This is a genomic window from Rhizobium sp. P44RR-XXIV (genome assembly GCF_001999485.2).
In the GTDB taxonomy this organism is placed as follows: domain Bacteria; phylum Pseudomonadota; class Alphaproteobacteria; order Rhizobiales; family Rhizobiaceae; genus Rhizobium.
The window spans coordinates 1,435,552-1,459,354 of the sequence record NZ_MPVZ02000028.1 but is presented as its reverse complement, the minus strand read 5'-3'; the positions used below and the strand labels follow the sequence as shown (position 1 = coordinate 1,459,354).

Annotated in this window: 22 protein-coding genes and 1 pseudogene; 10 read left to right on the top strand and 13 right to left on the bottom strand. The window is 58.5% G+C overall.

Going from position 1 to position 23,803, the window contains the following annotated elements:
* Positions 1-144: 144 nt before the first annotated feature.
* From rpsR to BSK43_RS24290, 3 genes are all read right to left on the bottom strand, one after another.
* Complete coding sequence (gene rpsR / locus BSK43_RS24300) at positions 145-393, bottom strand: 30S ribosomal protein S18 (protein WP_004122103.1); 249 nt, start codon at positions 391-393, stop codon at positions 145-147.
* Positions 394-407: 14 nt separating this feature from the next.
* Entirely contained in the window at positions 408-860 is a 453-nt protein-coding gene (gene rpsF, locus BSK43_RS24295; protein WP_077470009.1) for a 30S ribosomal protein S6, read from the bottom strand.
* Between the two features lie 304 nt (positions 861-1,164).
* Positions 1,165-2,295: an SH3 domain-containing protein gene (locus BSK43_RS24290; RefSeq protein WP_246662664.1), complete on the bottom strand. Its 1,131-nt coding sequence runs from the start codon at positions 2,293-2,295 to the stop codon at positions 1,165-1,167.
* A 363-nt stretch (positions 2,296-2,658) separates the two neighbouring features.
* Between BSK43_RS24290 and BSK43_RS24285 the strand changes: the two genes are divergently transcribed.
* On the top strand, positions 2,659-3,405 hold the full coding sequence (locus BSK43_RS24285) for a phosphoglycerate mutase family protein (RefSeq protein WP_077470011.1): 747 nt from the start codon (positions 2,659-2,661) through the stop codon (positions 3,403-3,405).
* Positions 3,406-3,486: 81 nt separating this feature from the next.
* Here BSK43_RS24285 and BSK43_RS24280 read toward each other — a convergent pair whose 3' ends face one another.
* Positions 3,487-4,530: an aldo/keto reductase gene (locus BSK43_RS24280; protein WP_077470012.1), complete on the bottom strand. Its 1,044-nt coding sequence runs from the start codon at positions 4,528-4,530 to the stop codon at positions 3,487-3,489.
* 194 nt (positions 4,531-4,724) lie between these two features.
* On the opposite strand from BSK43_RS24280, the gene fabD reads away from it, so the two are divergent.
* From fabD to gmk, 7 genes and pseudogenes are all read left to right on the top strand, one after another.
* On the top strand, positions 4,725-5,669 hold the full coding sequence (gene fabD / locus BSK43_RS24275; RefSeq protein WP_077470013.1) for an ACP S-malonyltransferase: 945 nt from the start codon (positions 4,725-4,727) through the stop codon (positions 5,667-5,669).
* Positions 5,670-5,695: 26 nt separating this feature from the next.
* The gene (gene fabG, locus BSK43_RS24270; protein WP_077470014.1) at positions 5,696-6,433 is read left to right on the top strand and encodes a 3-oxoacyl-[acyl-carrier-protein] reductase; all 738 of its coding nucleotides are present in this window, start codon (positions 5,696-5,698) and stop codon (positions 6,431-6,433) included.
* Positions 6,434-6,720: 287 nt separating this feature from the next.
* Positions 6,721-6,957: an acyl carrier protein gene (locus BSK43_RS24265; protein ID WP_027675866.1), complete on the top strand. Its 237-nt coding sequence runs from the start codon at positions 6,721-6,723 to the stop codon at positions 6,955-6,957.
* 114 nt (positions 6,958-7,071) lie between these two features.
* Positions 7,072-8,334: a beta-ketoacyl-ACP synthase II gene (gene fabF / locus BSK43_RS24260; RefSeq protein WP_077470015.1), complete on the top strand. Its 1,263-nt coding sequence runs from the start codon at positions 7,072-7,074 to the stop codon at positions 8,332-8,334.
* Between the two features lie 216 nt (positions 8,335-8,550).
* The gene (mltG, locus tag BSK43_RS24255) at positions 8,551-9,765 is read left to right on the top strand and encodes an endolytic transglycosylase MltG (RefSeq protein ID WP_077470016.1); all 1,215 of its coding nucleotides are present in this window, start codon (positions 8,551-8,553) and stop codon (positions 9,763-9,765) included.
* Positions 9,766-9,875: 110 nt separating this feature from the next.
* Positions 9,876-10,763, top strand: coding sequence for a YicC/YloC family endoribonuclease (locus tag BSK43_RS24250; RefSeq protein ID WP_077470017.1), 888 nt, complete (start codon positions 9,876-9,878; stop codon positions 10,761-10,763).
* Positions 10,764-10,766: 3 nt separating this feature from the next.
* A pseudogene (gene gmk / locus BSK43_RS24245) lies at positions 10,767-11,428 on the top strand (guanylate kinase).
* A gap of 21 nt (positions 11,429-11,449) precedes the next feature.
* On the opposite strand, the gene rsmA reads toward gmk, so the two are convergent.
* The 7 genes from rsmA to BSK43_RS24210 all read right to left on the bottom strand — a co-directional run bounded on the left by rsmA (position 11,450) and on the right by BSK43_RS24210 (position 19,990).
* The gene (gene rsmA, locus BSK43_RS24240) at positions 11,450-12,277 is read right to left on the bottom strand and encodes a 16S rRNA (adenine(1518)-N(6)/adenine(1519)-N(6))-dimethyltransferase RsmA (RefSeq protein WP_077470019.1); all 828 of its coding nucleotides are present in this window, start codon (positions 12,275-12,277) and stop codon (positions 11,450-11,452) included.
* The gene (gene pdxA / locus BSK43_RS24235) at positions 12,277-13,302 is read right to left on the bottom strand and encodes a 4-hydroxythreonine-4-phosphate dehydrogenase PdxA (protein WP_077470020.1); all 1,026 of its coding nucleotides are present in this window, start codon (positions 13,300-13,302) and stop codon (positions 12,277-12,279) included. Before pdxA ends, rsmA begins: the two co-directional genes overlap by 1 nt.
* Positions 13,303-13,308: 6 nt before the next feature.
* The gene (locus tag BSK43_RS24230; RefSeq protein ID WP_246662690.1) at positions 13,309-14,223 is read right to left on the bottom strand and encodes a peptidylprolyl isomerase; all 915 of its coding nucleotides are present in this window, start codon (positions 14,221-14,223) and stop codon (positions 13,309-13,311) included.
* A 241-nt stretch (positions 14,224-14,464) separates the two neighbouring features.
* Entirely contained in the window at positions 14,465-16,843 is a 2,379-nt protein-coding gene (locus BSK43_RS24225) for an LPS-assembly protein LptD (protein WP_077470022.1), read from the bottom strand.
* Positions 16,844-17,929 (bottom strand): LPS export ABC transporter permease LptG, encoded by a 1,086-nt coding sequence (gene lptG / locus BSK43_RS24220; protein ID WP_077470023.1) that lies wholly within the window; start codon positions 17,927-17,929, stop codon positions 16,844-16,846.
* Entirely contained in the window at positions 17,926-19,104 is a 1,179-nt protein-coding gene (locus tag BSK43_RS24215) for an LptF/LptG family permease (RefSeq protein WP_077470024.1), read from the bottom strand. Before BSK43_RS24215 ends, lptG begins: the two co-directional genes overlap by 4 nt.
* A 103-nt stretch (positions 19,105-19,207) precedes the next feature.
* Positions 19,208-19,990 carry a phosphatase PAP2 family protein gene (locus BSK43_RS24210; RefSeq protein WP_077470025.1) on the bottom strand — a complete coding sequence of 261 codons (783 nt, stop codon included), beginning with the start codon at positions 19,988-19,990 and terminating at the stop codon, positions 19,208-19,210.
* 206 nt (positions 19,991-20,196) lie between these two features.
* Here BSK43_RS24210 and BSK43_RS24205 point away from each other — a divergent pair, with 206 nt between their 5' ends.
* Both BSK43_RS24205 and BSK43_RS24200 read left to right on the top strand, forming a co-directional pair.
* Positions 20,197-21,693, top strand: coding sequence for a leucyl aminopeptidase (locus BSK43_RS24205; RefSeq protein ID WP_077470143.1), 1,497 nt, complete (start codon positions 20,197-20,199; stop codon positions 21,691-21,693).
* A 32-nt stretch (positions 21,694-21,725) separates the two neighbouring features.
* Entirely contained in the window at positions 21,726-22,175 is a 450-nt protein-coding gene (locus tag BSK43_RS24200; protein ID WP_077470026.1) for a DNA polymerase III subunit chi, read from the top strand.
* Between the two features lie 30 nt (positions 22,176-22,205).
* Here the strand turns inward: BSK43_RS24200 and BSK43_RS24195 are convergent, their stop codons facing one another.
* Both BSK43_RS24195 and BSK43_RS24190 read right to left on the bottom strand, forming a co-directional pair.
* Positions 22,206-22,751: a GrpB family protein gene (locus BSK43_RS24195; RefSeq protein ID WP_077470027.1), complete on the bottom strand. Its 546-nt coding sequence runs from the start codon at positions 22,749-22,751 to the stop codon at positions 22,206-22,208.
* 76 nt (positions 22,752-22,827) lie between these two features.
* Positions 22,828-23,751: a Gfo/Idh/MocA family oxidoreductase gene (locus tag BSK43_RS24190; protein WP_077470028.1), complete on the bottom strand. Its 924-nt coding sequence runs from the start codon at positions 23,749-23,751 to the stop codon at positions 22,828-22,830.
* Between the last annotated feature and the right edge of the window lie 52 nt (positions 23,752-23,803).

Here is a 23,803-nt window from a genome sequence, read left to right as displayed (position 1 = left end):
TGAGCAGTTAGAGGATGCTTCCGAAATTCTGTTCTGGAAGCCGTCCCCAACATGGGGTTTCAATGTTCCGATCCGCGCCCATCGCGAAAGGGAGAAGGGAAGGCATGACTGCCTTCCCTCGATTTCATGCAGCGTCGGCTTGAATTAAGCGACGACGTAAGGCAGCAGGCCGAGGAAACGGGCGCGCTTGATCGCCTGGGCGAGTTCGCGCTGCTTCTTCTGGGAAACGGCCGTGATGCGGGAAGGAACGATCTTGCCGCGCTCGGAAATGTAGCGCTGCAGGAGACGAACGTCCTTGTAGTCGATGCGCGGCGCATTGGCGCCCGAGAACGGGCAGGTCTTGCGGCGGCGATGGAACGGACGGCGGACCGGTGCGGAGGAAACTTCAGACATTGTTCAAAATCTCCTTATACGCGGTCTTCGCGCGGACGGCGCGGACGGTCTTCGCGGTCACCACGATCCGGGCGAGGACCACGGTCACGATCGCCGAAGCTGCGCTCCGGGCGGTCGCCATCGCGGCGCGGACGGTCGTCACGGTCGCGCTTCTGCATCATGGCAGACGGGCCGTCTTCGTGCTTTTCAACAGCGATCGTCATGTAGCGCAGGACGTCTTCGCTGATGCGCATCTGACGTTCCATTTCCTGGATCGCAGCGGCCGGAGCATCAATGTCCAGCAGGGCATAATGAGCCTTGCGGTTCTTCTTGATGCGGTAGGTAAGGGACTTGAGGCCCCAGTTTTCGATACGCCCGACTTTACCGCCGTTAGCTTCGATAACACCCTTGTACTGTTCTACGAGGGCGTCGACCTGCTGAGCGGAAATATCCTGTCGAGCAAGGAATACATGTTCATAAAGAGCCATGGATAGCTTTGCCTTTCTTGCGTTGATCTGACCCGGGCTCTAGCGGCTAAGCCTCAACGACTGCTCCTGAGAGGGATAACCCCAAGCAAGAAAAGCGTTTCCGAGACGGTCGAGAGCGGAGACACGGGAGGCTGGAACGCTTCCGTTCCGACGATTCTCCTTGCGAAAAACCGGCCCTCCGTTCAGCCACCAGCCAGAAGACCGGGTTGCGAACAGGGCGGCTTATACGGATTTTTGCGCGAAAGGCAAGGGCACTGGCGAAATTCAATGAAAACCCGCATTGAGGTCTCATTATCAATTTCACCTACTTATTTGACAACAAGTCACCGCAACAGACCTCTCGGACATAGGTATTGCCGAACGTTAAAAAGGCGTCTTTCGCGACTTCATTCTTTGCTCTCAATATCTGGAGCAAAGAGCTTTCAATGCCATTGTTTCCCGTCGCCTTGACCGTAATCGCAAACCCACCATTCGTCGTCAGATGTACTGCCAAAGGAACTTTCGAACCCAAAACGAGCGATCGTGCAGTCGCCAAATCATCGACGCTCCTAATTTGAATATAGGTCTTCCCGAACTCTTTCTCTTCGAACTCGCGAACCCATACCCAAGCATGGTGCATATACCCGCGCTGCCCGGCGATCGATACCTGATACCAGTCACCGTCACTCGCTTTGATTTCGAGTGCGCTTCCGTTTGCAAAACTGGCAATTGTCTTTGAACTCGCGCTGGTGTCGGCCTTGAGTGGCGCAGTGCCTTTCGGGTGTTGAACAATTCCGTTTTGTGCCAAGGGAATTTGAAGAGTGGTGGAGGCCTCTTCGACGGTTTCTGGTTCCGCTTTTGGCTCATCCTCATCTGGTGTCGTCACGCTATACTGTTTCATCTCGCTTGCCGACAGGTAGCGCATGTCATCGGAATCATATTTCAGGGAAAGCTTTAACAGTCCGGGGTCGGCACCCATATCCGTCATGTAGGATATGACGTCGGCTGTTATCGCTTGGACCGCGGCGACGGCGTCTTCAACGCGCATACCCTTCGTATCGGCAAATGAGGTCTTATGGACACCGATCGATCCGGCGTCAGCAAAACGAACGACGCCACCAAGGAACGCCAAAGAGCAGGCTGACGAGCATTCTTGTACACGTACGGCAACCGTGGTCAAACCTAGTGACCGGATCATTCTTCCTAGTTCGAGTGCCTTTGAGACATTTCCGCCGGGGCTGTCGAAGGTGACGGAGTTCGCGCGGTACGATTTCACTGCCTTGCCAAATTTGTTTAAATCATCGTCTGAATCGAACGAGCCCTTTACGAGGATATAACGCCTCCCGTCATCCGTCGTGAAGTGGGTGTAACTGAGACGAGCATTCGCATCGGCTGCGAAATAGGTCATGCCCAAAACAAATAGCCATGAAGCACAGCCGATTTGAAATGCTCTCACGACACTCACTCCTGCCTAAGGGAAACTATGAATTTCATAGGTTCCGAGTTTCCACAAGGTCTGCGTTCATCTTTGAGTGTCACTAATGTTTAGATTGCAGAGATTGGGCGCGCCCATGAGTTTACCCGCCGTGCTGGCCGGGTAGCTGCGTGTAGTGGTGCAGAAGAGGACTTTTGAGAACAGGGCAAAAGCAACACCCGGTTCTCATTAATTTAGGTTCTGAATTGAGGGCCTTTGGCATGAATATGCTCTGCCAATTCATAACCGAGTAGAAGTGCTACTCGCGTCTGTATTCGCTATCGCATTGCGTGCCGCCCGCTCTCCCGTCATGATGCCGTATCAATAGAGGTGACACGACCATTCATGCGCATCTTTCTCGTCCGCCACGGCGAATCCCTCGGCAACATCGATGACCGCGCCTACCAACAGTTCGGCGATCACAATGTTCCGCTGACCGAATGGGGCTATCGCCAGGTGCTGGGGGCAGCGCAGGCGATTGCTGCCTATCTAAAGGGACTGCCGGCTGCCGAATTGCGCAAGCTGAGCGTCTGGTATTCGCCCTTCTTGAGAACGCGGCAGAGCAAGGATGCCTTGCTGGAGGTTTTGCCGGCCGAACTGATCGGAGACATCAGGGAGGACTACCTGCTGCGCGAGCAGGATTTCGGGCTCTTCACCGAAATCTACGACCACGCGGAACAAAGGCGAAAATTTCCCGACGAATTCGAGAAGTGGGCGCGGCTGCGCAACAACAACGGCAAGTTCTACGCGCGGCCGCCGGATGGGGAGAGCCGGGCGGATGTCGCCCAGCGTGTTCGTCTGTTTCTGCAAACCATCATGCACGACGCCGAAAACGGAAAGAACAACGTCATCATCGTCGGCCATGGGGTGACCAACCGCGCCTTCGAAATGAACTTCCTGCATCATCCTGTGGAATGGTTCGAACGCTCGGACAACCCCGGCAATGCCGATGTCACGCTGATCGAGGGAGGGCGTTCGGAGGATTATCGGTCCATCTTGCTGCACAAGTCTGTGGATCGTGTGAAAGGGCAGGAGGAGTTGCGCGAGGCCTATGGTTCCGAACTGACCATAGCACCAAAGGCCGGGAAATAGATCGCCCGCCTCGACACATTCCGCCTCTACCCAACTTTCATTTGCCAAGCGCTCCGCCCTGCGACGGAGCGCTTCAACACATTACATCGGCATCGGATATTTCCGGTGCACCTGCTCGATCTCGGTCAACACCTCTTCCGGCAGCGTCACGTAAGCGGCGGCGATATCGGTTTCGAGCTGCGCCATGGTGGTGGCGCCGATGATGACCGAGGCCATGAAGGGTTTGGTGAGGCAGTAGGCAAGCGCCAGCTTGGAAGGATCGATACCGTATTTGGCTGCGATTTCCAGATAAGCCTTGACCGGCGGTTCCTGCAGAGGCTGCAGGCGCCCGCCGATATCAAGGTTGATCGAGCCGCGCGAGCCGGCCGGCCGGGCGCCGCCGACATATTTGCCGCTGAGGATACCGCCGGCGAGCGGCGAATAGGCCAGTAGCCCGACATCCTCGTGATGCGAAAGCTCGGCCAGGTCGAGATCGAAATGCCGGTAGAGCAGATTGTACTCGTTCTGCGTGGTGGCCACGCGCGGCAAGCCCTTCTGCTCGGAGATCGTCAGATATTTCTGAATGCCCCAGGTCGTTTCGTTCGACAGGCCGATAGCGCGGATCTTGCCGGCCTTCACCAGTTCGCCCATCGTCTCAAGAATATCGGTGATATTGGCGACGACCTTCTCGCGATCCTGGTTGAAGGGGTTGTAGCGCCAGTTCTGGCGGAAATGGAAATGGCCGCGGTTGGGCCAGTGAACCTGATAGAGGTCGATGTAATCGGTCTTCAGCCGCTTCAGGCTGCTGTCGATCGCAGCGCGGATATTGGCGGCATCGGCGCCCTGGCCGTTGCGCAGATAATCGCGGCCGGGCCCCGCGACCTTGGTGGCAAGCACGACATCCCGGCGCTTGCCGGTCTTTTCGAACCATGAGCCGATATATTCCTCGGTGCGGCCTTGCGTCTCCGGGCCGACGGGCGTCGTTGGGTACATTTCGGCGGTGTCGAAGAAATTGATGCCCTTATGGAGCGCATAATCCATCTGCTCGTGGGCTTCTGCTTCGCTGTTCTGCGTGCCCCAGGTCATCGTGCCCAGGCAAATCTGGGAAACTGAAATATCGGTGCGGCCTAAATTCTTATATTTCATGGGAAAACCTTGGGGGTAGGAGAAGCTGAAAATGAAGAGGGTCGCGCGAATTTAGGCGCGAACTGAGCGAGCGCAAGAAAAAAATCATTGCCTTTCGCAGGTGCAAAAGCCTGTGGCTGCGGGGCTTGCGCTATTGACTCCGCTGCAAACAATGTCATTGGGAAGCGAAACGACCCCTAAAAGGACGCTTTATAATGACAGTTGCTTTCACATTTCCCGGCCAGGGCAGCCAGGCCGTCGGCATGGGCAAGGATCTTGCCGACAATTTCGCCGAGGCGCGCGCCGTCTTCGAGGAAGTCGATGAAGCGCTCGGTGAAAAGCTCTCCGACGTCATCTTCAATGGTCCGGAAGACAAGTTGACGCTGACGGCCAATGCGCAGCCGGCGCTGATGGCTGTGTCGCTTGCCGTCATTCGTGTTCTGCAGGCCCGCGGCCTCGATCTGAAGAGCAAGGTCGCCTATGTCGCCGGCCATTCGCTCGGCGAATATTCGGCGCTCTGTGCTGCCGGTACTTTCTCGCTTGCCGACACCGCGCGGCTGCTGCGCATTCGCGGCAATGCCATGCAGGCGGCGGTTCCCGTCGGCGTTGGCGCCATGGCCGCGATCATCGGGCTCGAACATGCCGATGTCGTCGCCGTCTGCGTGGAAGCATCCGGCCTCGGCGCCTGTCAGATCGCCAATGACAATGGCGGCGGCCAGATCGTCATTTCCGGCGAGAAGGTTCCCGTCGAGAAGGCGGCCGAGCTTGCGACCGCCAAGGGTGCCAAGCGCGCCATCCTGCTACCGGTCTCCGCGCCCTTCCATTCCGTGCTGATGGCGCCGGCTGCCGAAGCGATGCGCGAAGCGCTCGCCGGCGTCGCGAAGGCCAATCCGGTCGTGCCCGTGATTGCCAATGTCAGGGCGGCTCCGGTGACGGATGCGGATGAGATCGCCAGGCTGCTCGTCGAGCAGGTCACCGGCCAGGTGCGCTGGCGCGAGACTGTTGAGTGGTTTGCTGCTAACAATGTGACAACATTGTATGAAATTGGCGCCGGCAAGGTGCTGACGGGCTTGGCTCGCCGTATCGACAAATCGGTCAATGGCATCGCCGTCAACAATGCTGCGGATATCGACACCGTGCTTGGCGCATTGCTCGGCTGACAGAATTCAAGAAACGAGGGACAAACATGCTTGATTTGACCGGCCGCAAGGCCTTGGTAACCGGTTCATCCGGCGGCATCGGCGAAGAGATCGCCCGGCTCCTGCACAAGCAGGGCGCCATTGTCGGCCTGCACGGCACACGCGTCGAAAGGCTGGAGGCACTGGCGTCCGAACTCGGCGATCGCGTCAAGATATTCCCGGCCAATCTGTCGGATCGCGACGAGGTCAAGGCGCTCGGCGCCAAGGCCGAAGAAGAGCTCGGCGGCGTCGATATTCTCGTCAACAATGCCGGCATCACCAAGGACGGCCTGTTCGTGCGCATGAGCGACGACGATTGGGATGCCGTGCTGGAAGTCAACCTTACGGCCGTCTTCCGCCTCACGCGCGAGCTGACCCATCCGATGATGCGCCGGCGCTATGGCCGCATCATCAACATCACGTCGGTCGTCGGCGTCACCGGCAATCCGGGTCAGGCGAACTACTGCGCCTCCAAGGCCGGCATGATCGGCTTCACCAAGTCTCTGGCGCAGGAAATTGCCACCCGCAACGTCACGGTTAACTGCGTTGCTCCCGGCTTCATCGAGAGCGCCATGACCGGCAAGCTGAACGATAAGCAGAAGGAAGCCATCATGGGCGCCATTCCCATGAAGCGCATGGGCACCGGTGCGGAGGTCGCTTCGGCGGTCGCCTATCTTGCTTCCTCGGAAGCAAGCTACGTCACGGGCCAGACGATCCATGTCAACGGCGGCATGGCAATGATCTAAAGGGAATTGCTATTGGAGGGAACTTTCCCTCCAATAGCATGTTGAGCAACCCGGAGCCGGCTATTTTCTGGCTTTGCGACGGACTTAAACCGTGTTAAGCGGGCCATGACTGTGAACAGTCGTCCCGAAAATGCAGACGGACGGCGCCGCGCTCAAGGCGGCTCGACCGGATCTCAGTGCCGGGTTGAACGGGTTTGCCAGCGGCGTCAAGACAGATGCTGCAGGCTTGAATTAGGTAGGGATGTCACAGGGCATTCTGATCAGGACATAAGGTCGAGGAAACCGACATGAGCGATATCGCAGAACGCGTAAAGAAAATTGTTGTTGATCATCTTGGCGTTGACGCCGACAAGGTCGTTGAAGGCGCAAGCTTCATCGACGATCTGGGTGCGGACTCGCTCGACACTGTCGAACTGGTCATGGCCTTCGAAGAAGAATTCGGCGTTGAAATCCCCGATGATGCTGCTGACTCGATCCTGACGGTCGGCGACGCGGTAAAGTTCATTGAGAAGGCCCAGGCCTAATCCTCTGTGCTTTTTGAACGGGCGGGCTGAAGAGTCCGCCCTATTTCGTCCGGCCATGTCGGGCGAGCAATATTTATACGCATATCATCATAAGAAGACGGGGGTCTGCGGGCGATGAGACGTGTCGTTATCACGGGTACCGGCATGGTATCACCTTTGGGCTGTGGCACGGAGGTGTCCTGGTCACGCTTGATCGCCGGGCACAACGGCGCACGCCTCGTGACCGAATTCGAAGTCGAAGATCTTCCCGCCAAGATCGCATGCCGCATTCCGGTAGGCGACGGCACCGACGGCACCTTCAATGCTGACGATTGGATGGAGCCGAAGGAACAGCGCAAGGTCGATACCTTCATCATCTACGGCATGGCTGCCGCCGATATGGCGCTTGCCGATGCTGGCTGGCATCCGGCCACCGACGAGGACCAGATCGCGACCGGCGTCATGATCGGCTCCGGTATCGGCGGTCTCGAAGGCATCGTTGAAGCCGGCTACACGCTGCGCGACAAGGGCCCGCGCCGTATCTCGCCCTTCTTCATCCCCGGACGCCTCATCAATCTCGTTTCCGGCCAGGTCTCCATTCGCCACAAGCTGCGCGGCCCGAACCATGCCGTTGTCACCGCATGCTCGACCGGCGCGCACGCCATCGGCGATGCTGCCCGCCTGATCATGCTCGGCGATGCCGATGTCATGGTGGCCGGCGGCGCGGAAGCTCCGGTCTGCCGTATCTCGCTTGCCGGCTTTGCCGCCTGCAAGGCGCTGTCGACGGAATACAATGACGACCCGCAAAAGGCGTCGCGGCCCTATGATCGCGATCGTGACGGCTTCGTCATGGGTGAGGGTGCCGGCATTGTCGTTCTGGAAGAGCTGGAACATGCCAAGGCGCGTGGCGCCAAGATCTACGCCGAAGTTGTGGGCTACGGCCTTTCCGGCGACGCCTATCATATCACCGCTCCGTCGTCCGACGGCGAGGGCGCATACCGCTGTATGATGTCGGCCCTGAAGCGCGCGGGCCTGACCCCGGCGGATGTCGACTACATCAACGCTCATGGCACTTCGACCATGGCAGACACGATCGAGCTCGGCGCCGTCGAGCGGTTGGTCGGCAATGCCGCATCGAAGATCTCGATGTCGTCGACGAAATCGGCGACGGGTCATCTGCTCGGCGCTGCCGGTGCGATCGAGGCGATCTTCGCCACGCTCGCCATTCGCGACAACATTGCACCGCCGACGCTCAACCTCGACAATCCGGAACGGGAGACTGCAATCGATCTCGTTCCGCACAAGGCCCGCAAGCGGGAAGTCAACGTTGCGCTGTCGAATTCCTTCGGGTTCGGCGGCACGAATGCGTCGCTTGTCCTGCGCCGTTATGAGGCTTAATAACAGCGCGTAACTGCAACAGCGGGAGTGTTGCTCGGCAAGCCTGCGTGCCGTTCTCGAACGTTACCGTGTTTCAGTGCATCCTCAAGATGCGTCGCGGTCATGTTCGATCGGTGTAAGTCGGAGCCTGACAAGGCACCGACTTATCTTCTGAACCTGTTTTTTGCCGCATTGCTTGGCCAAAGAGCAGGCAATTAAAAAAGGAAGGGATTGCCGGTGAGCGATACGAACCAGAGCAACGGAACTCCGAACGGGCAGAAGGGGCCGATCATCCCTAAATCGGCGAATGAAGCCCTGCGCCCGGAGCGTGTTCCGGATCCGCCGAAGCGTTCCCGCAAAGCCCGCAGCCAGATGGTGATCTTCCTGAACTTCCTGATGACGCTCGTGGTTTTCGTCGTCATCGCAGCGGTTGCCGGCACCTATTATGCGTTCTCGATCTACCGAAGCCCTGGTCCTCTGACGACGAACACAAATTTCATCGTGCGCAATGGCGCCGGGTTGAACGAAATCGCCAACCGACTGGAATCCAACAACATCATTACGGACCAGCGCATTTTCCGCTGGCTGACGGCCACCTATCTGCATGATGGCGAAACCCTGCGGACCGGTGAATACGAGATCAAGGCCGGCGCTTCGATGAAGGACATCATGGAGCTGCTGAAATCGGGCAAATCCATCCTTTATTCCGTGACCCTGCCGGAAGGCCTGACCGTTCGTCAGATCTTCAACAAGCTGCAGGCCGATCCGGTGCTGGAAGGCGATTTGCCGTCGGCCTTGCCGACGGAAGGCAGCCTGAGGCCCGATACCTACAAGTTTACGCGCGGCACCAAGCGCACGGAGATCGTCGAGCAGATGGCCGCCGCGCAGGAAAAGCTGGTGGATCAGATCTGGCAAAAGCGTGATTCCGGCGTGCAGTTGGCCAACAAGCAGGACTTCGTTACCCTGGCTTCGATCGTCGAGAAGGAAACCGGCCTGGCGGATGAGCGTGCGCATGTCGCCTCCGTATTCCTGAACCGGCTTGGCAAGGGCATGCGCCTGCAATCCGATCCGACAATCATCTATGGTCTGTTTGGCGGCGAGGGGAAGCCTTCCGATCGCCCGATCTACCAGTCGGATCTGAAGAAAGAGACGCCTTACAACACCTACCTGATCAAGGGTCTGCCGCCGACGCCGATCGCAAATCCCGGCAGGGATGCGCTGGAAGCGGTCGCCAACCCCTGGAAGACGCAGGATCTCTATTTCGTGGCCGACGGCACAGGCGGTCACGTCTTTGCCGCGACGCTTGAAGAGCACAACGCCAACGTCAAGCGCTGGCGCAAGCTGGTCGCCGAGAAGGGCGAAGATCCGAGCGCCATCGCCGTCGATGGTCAGCCCGACGATTCCGCAACCGCTCCGGGCTCTGGCACTCAGCAGAAGAAGAAGACCAACTAATCCTTGTTGCACCACGGCGTCGATGAGGCCCGTGGTGCGGTTTCACTTTACATTGGTCGTCAATCCAACGATTTTCGGTGGATTGGGGATGGGAATTTTCGGAGGCTTGCATGGCATTGCAGTCCATGACCGGTTTTGCCCGGCGTGAGGGAACGAGCGGTCGCGGTCGCTGGGCATGGGAATTGCGCTCGGTGAACGGCAAGGGGCTGGATGTCCGCCTGCGTCTGCCGCCCGGCCTTGAGCGGCTGGAGACGGAAGTCCGCAAGTCGATCTCCGATCGGTTTTCCCGTGGCAACCTCCAGGTCAGCCTGTCGCTGTCTGTCGAGGAAAGCCGAATTGAGGTTGTCGTGAACCAGGATGCGCTCGCAGCCGTGCTGGCGCTGCGCGATCAGCTCGCGGGCATCATCGATCCCGCGCCGTTGAGACTGGATAGCCTTATGGCGGTTCGAGGCCTTGTCGAGTTCAAGGAAGCCGAGGAAAGCGAAGAAACGCTTGCGGCGCGCGATGCGGACATCCTGAATGGCCTGACAGCGGCCGTGGCGGATCTCCACGAGATGCGAGGCCGGGAAGGGCAGGCACTTGGCAATATCCTGCTCGGCCATGTCGCCACAATCGAGGCTCTGACGGCAACGATCGAGCGCGACCCCTCCCGCTCGCCGCAGGAGATCGCCACGAGGCTGGCGGCTCAGGTTGCCATGCTTCTTGAGGGCTCATCCGGTCTCGACCGCGACCGGCTGCACGCCGAAGCCGCGCTGCTTGCCACCAAGGCCGATCTTCGCGAAGAGATCGACCGGCTTAAGGCCCATGTCGCGGCAGCTCGCGATCTTATTTCCAAAGGTGGACCGGTTGGCCGCAAGCTCGATTTTCTTGCACAGGAATTTAACCGGGAATCGAATACTATCTGCTCGAAGTCGAATGCCGCCGCGGTCACCACGGCCGGCATCGAACTGAAGGTAGTTATCGACCAGTTCCGCGAACAGGTTCAGAATCTGGAGTAGGCCATGAAGCCGGCGACATCAACATCCATCCCGATTGCCGCCGGGGGCTGATGCTTGCGATTTCCTCGCCGTCCGGCGCGGGCAAGTCGACCATTGCGCGCACCTTGCTGGATAAAGACAAGCAAGTGAGCCTTTCGGTCAGCGTTACGACCCGGCAGCGCCGGCCGAGCGAAATCGAGGGGGTGCACTACCATTTCGTTTCGCAGCGCGAGTTCGAGCGTCTTCGTGATTCCGACTCCCTGCTCGAATGGGCCGAGGTGCATGGCAATTTCTATGGCACGCCACGTGAACCGGTGGAGACCGCCATGGCCGAAGGCCGCGACATGCTCTTCGACATCGACTGGCAGGGTGCCCAGCAGCTGCAGGAGAAGATGCCGGCGGATGTCGTCTCCATCTTCGTGCTGCCGCCGACCATGACCGAGCTGCAGTCACGCCTGCATCGTCGCGCCGAGGATTCCGAAGAGGTGATCGCCATGCGTCTCGCCAATTCCCGGGCCGAGATCGCTCACTGGCGCGAATATGACTATGTCATTATCAATGACGACCTGAACGTTGCCTTCGACGCTGTGCAGTCGATCGTCAAGGCCGAACGCCTGCGCCGCGATCGCCGACACGGCATGTTCGATTTCGTCCGGGATTTGCTGGAAGAGACGCCGAAGCTCTGAGAGGCCGGCCGTCTGCTCTGATCAGAGGCAATTCGCCAATCGGCAGAACTCTTCGATGGAGAGCGTTTCAGCGCGCCGCTGGGGATCAATATCCGCTTTGAGCAGCAATGCCTCGCCGCCGATCGGTTTCAGGCTCTGGCGCAGCATCTTCCGGCGTTGGCCAAAGGCTGCCTGCGTCACCTTCTCAAGCTTGTCGACCGCGCAGGGAATGGGATTTTCTCGCGGCGTCAGATGCACCACGGTCGAGGTGACTTTCGGCGGTGGCGTGAAAGCCTGTGGTGATATGTCGAAGGCCATGTGCGCCTGCGTGCGCCAGCCGCAGATCACGCCAAGCCGGCCGTAATGATCATCATCCTCCTGCGCAACGATCCGCTGGCCGACTTCCTTCTGGAACATCAGGGTCAGCGATTGCCAGAAGGGCGGCCAGGAAGCCGGCAAGAGCCAATTGACGAGCAGCTGCGTGCCGACATTGTAGGGGAGGTTGGCGATGATCTTGACAGGGCTTGCCGGCACCATTGCCGCGAAGTCAGTCTTCAGGGCATCGCCCTCGATGACCTCGAGCCGCCCTGGGTAGTGATCGGCAATTTCCGCCAATGCCGGCAGGCAGCGCGCGTCGCGTTCGACGGCGATGACCTTGGCCGCACCCAGCGCTAGGATGGCGCGCGTCAGGCCACCCGGTCCCGGTCCTACCTCGAAAACCGTAACGCCCTCAAGCGAACCGGCGGTACGGGCGACCTTCTGCGTCAGGTTCAGATCGAGAAGGAAATTCTGGCCAAGCGCCTTGCGTGCGTCGAGGCCGTGGCGCTGGATCACATCGCGGAGGGGAGGCAAACCATCAAGAGCGGCCATCAGCGGTTGCTTCCGGTCTTGCCGCTGATTTCGCTTGCCAGCTTGAGGGCGGCCACGAGACTGTCTTCCTTTGCAAGGCCCTTGCCGGCGATGCCAAAGGCCGTGCCGTGGTCAGGCGAGGTGCGGACGAATGGCAGCCCGAGCGTCACATTGACGGAATCGTCGAATCCCAATGCCTTGGCCGGGATCAGGGCCTGATCGTGGTACATGCAGATGGCGACATCGTATCGGCGTCGGGCTTCGTCATGGAACATCGTGTCGGCTGGCAAGGGGCCGAAGGCGTCGATCCCCTCACTGCGAAGGACGTCGATTGCCGGCCGGACGATCTCGTCGTCTTCCTTGCCAAGTGCGCCATTCTCTCCGGCATGTGGATTGAGGCCTGCAACCGCAAGGCGTGGCTTGGAGATGCCGAAGCGGGTTCGCAGATCATGCTCGGTGATCCGGCAGGTCTCCGCGATCAGATCGGCAGTCAGTGCCTGCGGTACATCCTTCAGCGGAATATGAATCGTAACCGGGATAGCGCGGAGCTTGGGACCGGCCAGAAGCATGACAGGCATGACCGGCCTGCCGGTCGCGCGCGTTGCCAGATCCGCCAGAAATTCCGTGTGGCCTGGGAAACCGAAGCCGGCATCATAGAGAACCGACTTGGCGATCGGGTTGGTGACGACGGCGGAGGTCTTGCCGCCCATGGTCAGGGAGACCGCCATTTCGATGGCAGCGATTGTTGCCTTCGCGGTGCCGACATGCGGCTCACCTGCAACGACGCTTACCCCAGCCTCGATCGGCAGGACCGGCAGGGCATCAGGGAAGACATCGCATGCGGTTGCGGGATCGGCCTCCTTCAGAGGCACTTCGAGGCCAAGCTGTAAGGCCCGTGCAGAGAGAACGTCCGCATCACCGAGAAACAGGAAAGGTGGCAGGCCGAGCTCGCCGCGGCGAAGCCAGGCAGCGAGCGTGATGTCAGGGCCTATACCCGCCGGATCCCCTTGCGTCAGCGCCAGGGGGATGGAAGAGCGCGAGGGCATGGACGATCAACGATAGACAATCTGCGCCTTGGTGCGCAGTTCATCCATGTACTTCTTATCGTTGGCGCTAACGCCCTGCTGGGCACTGTTCTTGCCGATATCCTCGGCGCGGAAGACGGCAGCCGCGGCGACGTCATCATTGACCTGACGCTGCGAGCAGATGGCGACATATTCGACGCCGCGATCCGTCACGACAGCGCTGGTCGTATTGCCGGTAGCCTTTTCGAGCAACGGCTTCCAGATCTCCGGAACTTCCGGCGCCAGAATGCGGCCGAGATCCTGAACCGAGACGTCGCGCATCGTCGCGGCAAATACCTTTGCCTGATCGCAGCCTGGGAATTTTGCACGGGAAGCTTCGGCTTCGGCCTTGCGTGCATTCAGAATGGCATTCCGCTTTGCGGGCGGGACGACGAAAATGATCTGCTTCAGGAAGTATTCCGTCGTGACCGGCTTCGTCTTGTTCTCCGTCATGCGGGTGACGAGATCGTCGTTCGATATCTTGCTGCTTGCGCCGAAGCGGGCATTGACCACGCGCGGCCAGCTCATCGAAATGGCAATGTAGGATTTGAAGTGGTCGACCGTCACGCCCATCTTATCGAGGATCTGGCTGAGTTGTGCCGTCGACATCTTGTTGCTGGCGGCAAAACGACCGAAGGCAGCGTCGACCTCCGTTGTCGAAACGGACATGCGCAGACGGGAGATTTCCGCGCGTTTCAGCGTTTCGTCGACAAGCTGATCCTTTGCCAGCTTGTTGAGGTCGCCCTTCTGACGCTGCAACTTCAGGAAGTTGACGCGCTTGGCGATATCGCCCGATGTGATGACCTGGTTGTTGACAAGAACCTTCACCTCGCTCGCCGCAAAGGCGAAATCGCTGCTCGGCACGGCGAAGCTTGCCATAACAAGGGCTGCAGCTCCGAACATCAGAGCGCGCATCGGTGTCTTTCCAGAAAACATCAACTACCCCTTCCCAAAGGTCTTTCTGTCGGCATGCACCATTTCGGCACGCCTTAGGCGCAATACGTCAACTTTGCGCCACATGTCTACAACAAGCGCGATGAATTGCAAAATCCTTGCGGCGAAACAATGACGCAAAAGGGAGAGCGATCCGCCCCGAAACAATAAAGCCGGCTGTGAAGCCGGCTTTATGCAATTTTCTTAGATATCAGAACGTTGCGTCCTGGACGCTGCCAAGGTTGACATCGCCGAGCGTACGGAAGGTCAGCCGCGCGCCGATCGACCAGTCGCTTGCGGCCTGGTTGGTCGAGTCCTTCTTGTTCAGGAACGAAATGTTCAAGATCGTGCACTCGTCCTCGTAAGAGAGGCCGATACCCTGACGGGTGACCTGGCTGTTGTTGATATCGTAGCTGACCGTTCCAAAGACGGACCAGTATTCCTTGAACTTGATCTGAGCACGCGTCTGGATTTCATCCTGATTACTCGTAAAGCCATACTGCGGCTGGGCGGCAATATGGGTGTAGATCAGATTCGTCTGGAATATATCGTTCGAGAAGCCGAGCGATGTGTCACCACGACGGAAAGCGAAGTCCTTTTCATCGAAGCGGTAGGATGTTGCCAGTGAGATGCCCTGCGGCGTCGTCAGGCCGAACATCGTAACATAGTCGGAACGGGTGGTTTCAAGGCCCGAATCCGAGCCGACGCCCGCGAGATCCGTGGTGGCGAAGGAGTTGCGTCCGGCAAGCTGATAGGACTGGCCGAAAATATGCTGCAACTTGTAGCCGTTGTCGAAGCTGCCCGTATAGCGCCAGCCGAGGTTGGCGCGCGTACCGCCTTCTACACGGTCGAATCCGGAGAACTTGTCGCGGTCGAACAGGTTCGTGGCGTCGAAGACGAAGCTCTGCGCATCTTCGTTCGGCAGTCTTCCGCCAAGCTGCTCGTCCGGGCGCACATAAAGCTGCGCGATCGGCTCGAACACATGCGTGCTGTTGCTTGTCGTGATGAGGAATGGATACTTGGCCTCAAGACCGGCCGTCACCATGCCACGCGTTGCAAAGTCACTGTTGTCATAATTGCCAGAGTAAGTGCCGGCTGTCGGCCCATTCATATCCAGGCCATAGACGTCGCCACGAGCTGCGGCCAACGGAGTCAACACCAAACCACCATCGGTGGTAAAGGTGCGCTGCCACTGAAGCTCGGTGGTCAGGCGGGTATAGTCCCCCTTAAGGCCGAGGTAACGATCGTTCAGGGTTGGATCGAGAAGAGAAGTAGTGGCGTCGAGCACCGAGGTCTTGTCACGCGATAGATGCGTGAGGTTCATCGTTGCCGACAGCTCGCCACCATAAACCGATTTTGGATCGACATAGTGATAGTCGATGCTCGGATAGACGTAGGCCTGCTGCTTTTGCGACGTATTATTGTTGTCCGCATCCTGCTCGTTATAGTAGAAAGCGCGCATGTCGAAATAGTTGCGCTTGCCCAGGCCCGTCAAATAGGCCTGATTAGTATGTGTGCTCTGGTTGAGACCATCCAGGCCATAGGTGCGCGAGAAGTTATTGTCGGTCTGCGCCATGACATCCCAGCCGAAAGTCCAGCGGGGATTGATCTTGAAGTCTGCCTTGGACGAAATCATGCCGCGCGTTTTATGCTCGGCATCGCTAGTCCCGGCGGTAAACGCCTCGGGATCCATCTGGTTGATACCGGCGACGCGTAAAGTATGCGTACCGTTCTCGAAACGCTGACGGAATTCGCCTTCCAGAAGAAGACCCTGGTTGGTGAAGCCGGTGGCGGTGACTGTCGCATCCATGCTGGGCGAGATGACGTAATAGTAAGGAACCCTTACGCCAACGCCGAGGCGCTGCGAGATGCTGACCGACGGAAACAGGAAGCCGGACTTACGCTTTACCGTATTGTCGGGAACTTCGATCCACGGCACGTAGGCAATCGGCTGGCCGAAGAGCTCGAAACGAGCATGCTCCAGGCGGATGGTATGGGTCACGCCGTTCTGGACGACGCGCTGTGCCTTGACCTGCCACAGCGGCGCGCGGCCCTGTTCGGAGCAGGCCATGCAGGCGGTGTAGACGCCCTTTGTCAGAATCAACTGCGTGCCGCCGACGCGTTCGCCCTTTTCGGCGACCATGCGTGTGTTGTCGGGCATCTCGACGCGCAGAGAATTGACGAAGCCATCCGAGAAGCTGTCGGTGACATCCATTTTGTCACCGTACATGCGATTGCCGTCCGGGGTGATCAACTCGACATTGCCGAGAGCCGTCATCCGCCCGGATTTCTGATTATATTCAACTTTTTGGGCGACCATTCTATAGCCGCCATAGTTGATCTGAACGGCACCGCTGGCGGTGACGATCTGCGTGTCCTTATTATATATCAGCTCGTTCGACGACAAGACGAGCTTGGCGCCGTCCGGTACCTTCACCTTGACAGGAGAGGTCGCTGCACCGGCGCTGCTATTATTATTGCTAGCCTGTGCATAAACTGCGACCGGGCTCATAATATACGCGCATGCGGCCGTGCCCGTGACAAGGGCAGCCACAATCTTTCTGATACTCTTGCGGTTGGCTGCCGCCACTTAGCCGTCCTCCTGATGAAGCAGGATCGTTGCTCCGAATGCTAATGCGACGATCACGGGTATCCATGTCGCCACGAAGGGAGGAACCACTCCGCTGCTCCCGAATGCTTTTACAAGCACGGTGACAACATAAAGCACGAAGCCTGAGAGGATTCCACCCAGAATCACAGAGCGCGATTGGTTGAATCTGCTGAATTTTAGGGACACAGTTGCAGCGATCAGCGTCATGGCCACCAAAAGGAACGGCTGTGACAGCAGCGAGTGAAACTGTGTTTCGAGTGCATTGGTCGAGATGCCGAAGGAGCGCGCGACCTTTATTCGATTAGAAAGATCATAAAAAGCAATGGTTTCCGGCTGCGCCAGACGCTGAGAGACAAAATCCTGTTTCAGATTCGTACGGACCTGTACCGAACTTTTGTGATCTGGAATTTCACCCGGCCGACGTTCGACAACATTGTTAAGAAGCCAGTAACCATCTTCCAATTTTGCCGACTCGCCATCCTGGCGGAGAACGATATTTCCCTGTGAATCGAAGTGGATAAACACGACGCCCTTAAGCGTCGTTCCGTTGTCCAGAATAGCCTTGGCACCGATAATCGTGTCGTCTTTCCCACTCGATTGGCGCAGCCACGGCACGGAAAGTGTATTGTGATAGGACGGATCGCCGCGCAGATCGGCTTCCATCGTTTCAGACAGTCGCTGTCCCCAAGCCGCCACGGGATTGAGGGCGAGCATGGTCAAAAGGCCAACGCAGAAGGCGCCTACCACAAAGGGCGTCATGAACTGCCAGACCGAGATGCCGGCTGCGCGGGCTATCACCAATTCGCGGCGCCGGTTGAGCGCGATCAGCACCGTCATGCCGACGAAGAGCGCGATGAACGGCACCGTCTGCTGCATGATGAACGGCAATCTGACCGCCGTCATTATCAAGCCGAGGGAGACGGTATAGCCGGGCAATCCGGCGAGCCGGCCCGCTGTCTCGCTGAAATCCACGAGATAAACGATGGAGATGACGCCCAGGAAGAACCAGAACGTGGTGACGACGTAACGCGTGAAGAAGTAGCGTCCGAGCGTACTGAAGATCATGCGCCGCTCCCGTTCGAATTGCCGGGCGCAGCAGGCAGGCGCTCCTGAACCTTCTGTCTCCAGTTGCTGAGGCGATTGCGGATCGATACCGGCATCGACATTTTCCGGTTTCTCATCAGCAACGCGATCGCTATCAGCGCGACGGCGATATTAAGGCCATAAAGAACGCCAATGAAAGCGGGTGTACTCTCGATCTGGTTGGTGGCGTAGAAATCAGCCCAGCGCAAGGCAAAGGCCAAGGTCAGAGCCGACACCATGGGGTGCAGCCGTGCCTCACGATGCGATCGCGCATCGCCGGCGATCACCAGGGAGATCAGCGCGAAGATGGCGGGAAGCGCCCAGTCGTTGAGGCGGCGGTGCAATTCCGTCCTGTAGCCGGTAGGCTTTGCCTTATAGTCCGCGTCGTTCGGATCTGGATTCAGCAGGAAGCTGAGGCTGCGGTCGCTGGCGCGCAAGGTCGCCTGGCCGCGATTCTGCGTCATGTCGGAGAGATCGAAGGAGTAGGAATCGAACTTGATGACGGAGACGTTGCCATCAGGCGTCTTGCGGTGAACCTCGCCATCCTTCATCAGCAGCGATGAGCCGCTCGGATCGACGGCGCCTTCCTTGGCGTAATAGATGAGATCGAACGCCGGATCGCGTGAATCCACCACGAACAGCCCCTTGAGGATGCGCCCCGACATGCGCTGGCTGATCTGCACATATAGGCCGTCGTCGATACGTCGGAAATTCTTCTCTTCGATAACGGTGGAGAGAAGGTCGGCATAGGCTTCGGCCACCATCTGGCGCGCAGCGACGCGTGCCTTGGGCTCGACCACATTGTCGACGAAGAAAGAGAAGGCGCTGACCGCGATCGCGAGAATCATGATCGGGCGAATGATGATGCTGCGTCTTGCACCCGCCGCTTCCATGACTGTCAGCTCGGAATCGCTGTTCATGGCCGTCAGCGTCTGTGTGATGCCGATCACGAGTGCGAAAGGCAGAACGATGGGGATGATGGTCGGCAGGATAAGGGTCGCAAGCTTTACGAAAGACCCCATCGACTGGCCGCTGTCGGTCACGAGATTGATGCGCTGCAGCACCTGGGTCGTCCAGATAATAGCAAGCACTGGCAGCAACGCCACCAGGAACATCATACCGACACGCCGTACGATATATGTTTCGAATAACTTCATGCCGGCCCTTAAACGCAAACGCTCTTCGGGCGAGCCGACAGAGATTCACCCTCATCTACGCTGTTTGCGTTTTTTTGGCGACAACCAACTCGCAAAAAAATCGTTAATTTTCCGAGATTCTTTTGTTGTGTGTCGTTTGAGATAATGCCAGCAGGGCGGCGAATATGACAAGCGAGGACAGCCATCCGAGCACGGCATCTGAAAGATAATGTCCGCCAAAAGCCACCCGAAGTGCCGGAATCAGCAGGGAAACGGCCGCAATCGGCAGAGCGACGGCCGTCCGCAACGGTTGGGGGATGATGAAGATCAGGCAGAACAGCCAACCCGCAGCAGCAGCTTCGCCGGAGATGAACGAGCAGTTGCTGACACATTTGCCGGCGAAGGATCCTGCATGGACGAAGTCGAGCGTGCCGCCGAACAGATCGGTTTGCCGAGGGCGAGGGCGACCCGAGAAGGCTTTCAGCCAAAGGTTGACGACCAGCACCGGGCCGATCAGCAGGGAGCCGAGCGCAATCTTCAGGTTGCGCGCCCTGTCCTTGTTGAACGTGGCGCCATGGTGCTGCCAGCATTGAAACAACATCCAGCATAAAGCGAAGGCAGTGATGTAGGGCAGTTGAAAAAACACCTCCCGCAGGAAACGCATGCGCGGATCGTCGCTATACGGGAAAAAGCCGCAGATCTGGTCAGGCTTGGCAAGGACGTGGCATTGCTCGGGCAGGAAGAACAGATTCGCGACGGCAAGATCGATCTGCGGAAAGAGCGAAAACAAGCCGAGCAGCGCCCACCATAGGCAAAAGAGGGCGATGAAGGCGTCGCCAGCCGTCCGAGGGCGCAGAATTTCAGGAAAACGGTCTTCCCGGTTCAGGCTGTTGAAATCAATAATCAAGGCGGTTTCCGCTACAAGAACAACACCGTCCGACGACGACAAAATCGACTATCTGAAGATCTTAGCCGCACTAAATGACAGGGATTTGAAGCCGCCGTTTTGCTTCCTCGAGGAATGGCTTTGCCAAAGGGTTGTATTCCCTAGGCAAACCTTGAATGATGGTTGCCTAATCCTTCTTCTATAATTGCATGTTCATCGGAGCAGAAATGTCTGTGAAATTCGAGATCTCCTTCGCCAAGTCGGCCCGCCTCAGTGGTGGTCTGGCCATTCTCCTGAAAGACACGGACAGTGAGAGGCCCGCGGGCGCGGACAGCGCCGATCCGGCAAATGTTTTTGCCAAGGCCGCGCCGATTTCCGGCTTCAAGAGCAAGGCGTTGAGCAGTCTCGACATCATTGCTCCGGAAGCCGCTCCCGTCGATCGGATCATTGTCGTCGGTGTCGGCAAGGCCAAGAACCTGCAGGCGCACGACTGGCTGAAGCTCGGCGGCGGCGCGGCAGCCAAAATCCGCAATGTCGAGAAGGTAGTCATCTACATCGATGCTCCGGGCGTCGAGGTCGGAGCCAAGGCGGCCGCCGATTTCGCATTGGGCATGCTGCTGCGCGCCTATAGCTTCGATACTTATAAGACGAAGAAGGGCGATGACGAGGAGAAGGGCAGCGCTCGCAAGGCCGTGAAGGTGACGATCGTGACCCAGGAAGCCGCTGCGGCCAAGAAGCTGTTCGCCGCCTCGGAAGCCATTGCCGGCGGCGTGATTCTTGCGCGCGATCTCGTCAACGAACCGCCGAACGTCCTCGGCCCGGTCGAATTTGCCGCGAAGGCCAAGGAGCTTGAGAAGCTTGGCGTCGAGATCGAAATCCTGACCGAGCGCGAGATGCGCCGACTTGGCATGGGCGCACTGCTCGGCGTTGCCCAAGGTTCGGTCCGGCCGCCGCGCCTGGTGATCATGCAGTGGAAGGGGGGCAAGTCGAAAGACAAGCCAGTGGCTTTCATCGGCAAGGGCGTGGTGTTTGACACCGGCGGCATCTCCATCAAGCCGGCCGCCGGCATGGAGGATATGAAGGGTGACATGGGCGGGGCCGCAGCCGTGACCGGCCTGATGCACACGCTTGCCGTGCGCGGCGCCAAGGTCAACGCTATCGGCGTCATCGGCCTTGTCGAGAATATGCCTGATGGCAATGCCCAGCGCCCGGGCGATATCGTCACCTCCATGTCGGGCCAGACGATCGAGATCATCAACACGGATGCCGAGGGTCGGCTCGTGCTCTGTGACGCGCTCTGGTACACCAATGACCGTTTCAAACCGCAATTCATGATCAACCTGGCGACCCTGACCGGTGCGATCCTGGTTGCACTCGGCAATCTGCAGGCCGGCCTTTTCAGCAACGACGACAAACTCTCGAACGAGCTGACGGCGGCAGGACTCCTGACCGATGAGCGCCTGTGGCGCATGCCGCTCGGCAAAGACTACGACAAGATGATCGACAGCAAGTTCGCCGATATGAAGAATACCGGCGGCCGTTATGCCGGCTCGATCACTGCCGCTCAGTTCCTGAAGCGCTTCGTTGGCGAGACGCCCTGGGCGCATCTCGATATTGCCGGTACGGCGATGGGTTCGGTGCAGGATGAGATCAATCAATCCTGGGGTTCCGGTTTCGGCGTGCGCCTACTCGACGAGCTGGTCCGTGCCAACTACGAATCGTGACCCGCGCTGCTTTGTGAGATAGAAGAGGCGCCATGACAGACGTTCTCTTCTATCACCTGACCGAATCGAAGCTTGAAGATGCCCTGCCGCCGCTCATCGACAAAAGCGTCGAGCGCGGCTGGCAGGTGGCCGTGCAGATGCGAGACCCGGCGCGGCGCGATGTTCTCGATACTCATCTCTGGACCTATCGCGAGGACAGCTTCCTGCCGCACGGCACCGATGAAGGCGAGATGGCAGACCGGCAGCCGGTGCTTTTGACCGTTTCGCCTGACAATCTGAACAATGCCGCCGTTCGTTTCTTCATCGAAGGTGCGGAAGCGACTGATGTCGAGTCCTACCAGCGTGTTGTTCTGATGTTTGATGGTTACGACCAGGAGCAGCTGGAAAGCGCTCGTGCCCAATGGAAGCGGTTGAAAGGCGAGGGGCATAATCTGACCTACTGGCAGCAGAGCCAGGATGGTCGCTGGGAGAAAAAGGCCTAGCAGGTCTCCCGCATTGCACGGAAAATGCGCCTACTGGCCTTCCGCAAGGATCTTCTGGATAAAATCCTTCTTCGCCGCCGTATAGGCCGCGCGGTCATTGGCATATTTCGCTGCCAGTTCGACCTTCAGCGCCTCATAGGCATGGGCCAGATCCGGCTCCCGACGCAAGCGATCGCGGAAAATAAGGAAGTTGCGCCAGGTCGGGCCGCCATATTCGACCACATGCACCAGGTGCGTGCGGGTGTTCCCTTCGATATCACGACCAAAAATATGATCGTCCGGGACAATATTGCTGCCGGCATAGATATAGCCGATGGATGCCATCGGCTCGATACAAGCGAGACCATCCTCGAAGCGTCGAACGCCCACGGCGATATCGATGATCGGCTTGGCCTTGATTTCCGGGACGGAGGTGCTGCCGAAGTGTTGCACGTCGACGGCAAGGTCGCCGAGCGCACCACGAATGGCAGCCTCTTCCAGCAAATAGGCTTCGTGCCAGCTCTGGTTCGGCTCGGCGAGCCTGACAGATTTGTTGCCGACGCCGAGCCCGAAGGTCTGTTCATGCTCCGATGCCATAGGCATCATCTCCGATGAGGACTTTGTGCTAAGCTAGCACGTTGAGGATCGAATTGTCTTCATCGGGAAGCGCGTATCAATCATAAAATGCTTCGACAAATTTGCGTTTGCCGAGCATGAAAGCATCGGCGACGTGCCGCAGCGGCGAAACGTCGACGTCGGAGGTTCCGGCTTTGACGATTTCCGCAAAACGGCGATAGAGCGAAGGATATTCGGCTTCAGGCGCCGAGAAGGTCAGTTCGCCGTTCACCGAAAGCTTGGAGCCGCCTTCGGCCAGAACCATCTGGCCGGCGTCCGTCTCGGCGACGATATCCCAGCTCTGCTTGCCGGTCTGGCGCCAGTCGAATTCGGCGTGAACCGGAAGTCCCTGGCCACTCTTGAATTGGAGATCGGCTGCGATGGGCGAATCGCGATTTTCCGGAAACTCCAGTGTTGCACCCGTCAGGAAAAGGGCGGGGAAAATATGCGTGACGATCGACAGCGCGTTGATGCCTGGATCGAAAACTCCGAGCCCGCCGGCTTGCCAGATCCATTCCTGGTTTGGATGCCAGTGACGGACATCTTCCTTCCAGATCACATGGACGCTGCGGATGGTCGTACCGGCGAGGAAGGCTTTTGCTGCCTCCACTGCCGGAGCATAGCGCGAATGCCAGCTTGCAAAGAGCGAAACACCCTTGGCCTTTGCGAGATTTTCGAGATCCACAATTTCGCTCAGCGTCGCGCCCGGTGGCTTTTCCAGGAAGACGTGCTTGCCGGCCAGAAGCGCCTTGTAGGCTGCCTCGTAACGATACTGCGGCGGCATGCAGAGCGAAACCGCATCGATCGAAGGGGCGGCGTCCAGCATGGCCTCGATGGTGGTGAAGGCCGGAATGGCCTCGACCGTGCCATGGCGGCTGGCCGTGGCGACCAGCTTGAAATCCGGATTGTTCGCGATGGACGGAAGGTGCTGGTCGCGGACGATCTTGCCGACGCCGACAATAGCGAGGTTGATGGGGGACATGGGTGTCTCTCGATTAGTATGATTATTAATCTGATCTTTATCAGAATGCTGC

Bases quoted from the DNA above. Each gene is read 5' to 3' on its own strand.
- rpsR (WP_004122103.1), bottom strand. From the start codon at position 393: ATGTCTGAAGTTTCCTCCGCACCGGTCCGCCGTCCGTTCCATCGCCGC.
- rpsF (WP_077470009.1), bottom strand. From the start codon at position 860: ATGGCTCTTTATGAACATGTATTCCTTGCTCGACAGGATATTTCCGCT.
- BSK43_RS24285 (WP_077470011.1), top strand. From the start codon at position 2,659: ATGCGCATCTTTCTCGTCCGCCACGGCGAATCCCTCGGCAACATCGAT.
- BSK43_RS24280 (WP_077470012.1), bottom strand. From the start codon at position 4,530: ATGAAATATAAGAATTTAGGCCGCACCGATATTTCAGTTTCCCAGATT.
- fabD (WP_077470013.1), top strand. From the start codon at position 4,725: ATGACAGTTGCTTTCACATTTCCCGGCCAGGGCAGCCAGGCCGTCGGC.
- fabG (WP_077470014.1), top strand. From the start codon at position 5,696: ATGCTTGATTTGACCGGCCGCAAGGCCTTGGTAACCGGTTCATCCGGC.
- BSK43_RS24265 (WP_027675866.1), top strand. From the start codon at position 6,721: ATGAGCGATATCGCAGAACGCGTAAAGAAAATTGTTGTTGATCATCTT.
- fabF (WP_077470015.1), top strand. From the start codon at position 7,072: ATGAGACGTGTCGTTATCACGGGTACCGGCATGGTATCACCTTTGGGC.
- BSK43_RS24250 (WP_077470017.1), top strand. From the start codon at position 9,876: ATGGCATTGCAGTCCATGACCGGTTTTGCCCGGCGTGAGGGAACGAGC.
- rsmA (WP_077470019.1), bottom strand. From the start codon at position 12,277: ATGGCCGCTCTTGATGGTTTGCCTCCCCTCCGCGATGTGATCCAGCGC.
- pdxA (WP_077470020.1), bottom strand. From the start codon at position 13,302: ATGCCCTCGCGCTCTTCCATCCCCCTGGCGCTGACGCAAGGGGATCCG.
- BSK43_RS24230 (WP_246662690.1), bottom strand. From the start codon at position 14,223: ATGTTCGGAGCTGCAGCCCTTGTTATGGCAAGCTTCGCCGTGCCGAGC.
- lptG (WP_077470023.1), bottom strand. From the start codon at position 17,929: ATGATCTTCAGTACGCTCGGACGCTACTTCTTCACGCGTTACGTCGTC.
- BSK43_RS24215 (WP_077470024.1), bottom strand. From the start codon at position 19,104: ATGAAGTTATTCGAAACATATATCGTACGGCGTGTCGGTATGATGTTC.
- BSK43_RS24205 (WP_077470143.1), top strand. From the start codon at position 20,197: ATGTCTGTGAAATTCGAGATCTCCTTCGCCAAGTCGGCCCGCCTCAGT.
- BSK43_RS24200 (WP_077470026.1), top strand. From the start codon at position 21,726: ATGACAGACGTTCTCTTCTATCACCTGACCGAATCGAAGCTTGAAGAT.
- BSK43_RS24195 (WP_077470027.1), bottom strand. From the start codon at position 22,751: ATGGCATCGGAGCATGAACAGACCTTCGGGCTCGGCGTCGGCAACAAA.
- BSK43_RS24190 (WP_077470028.1), bottom strand. From the start codon at position 23,751: ATGTCCCCCATCAACCTCGCTATTGTCGGCGTCGGCAAGATCGTCCGC.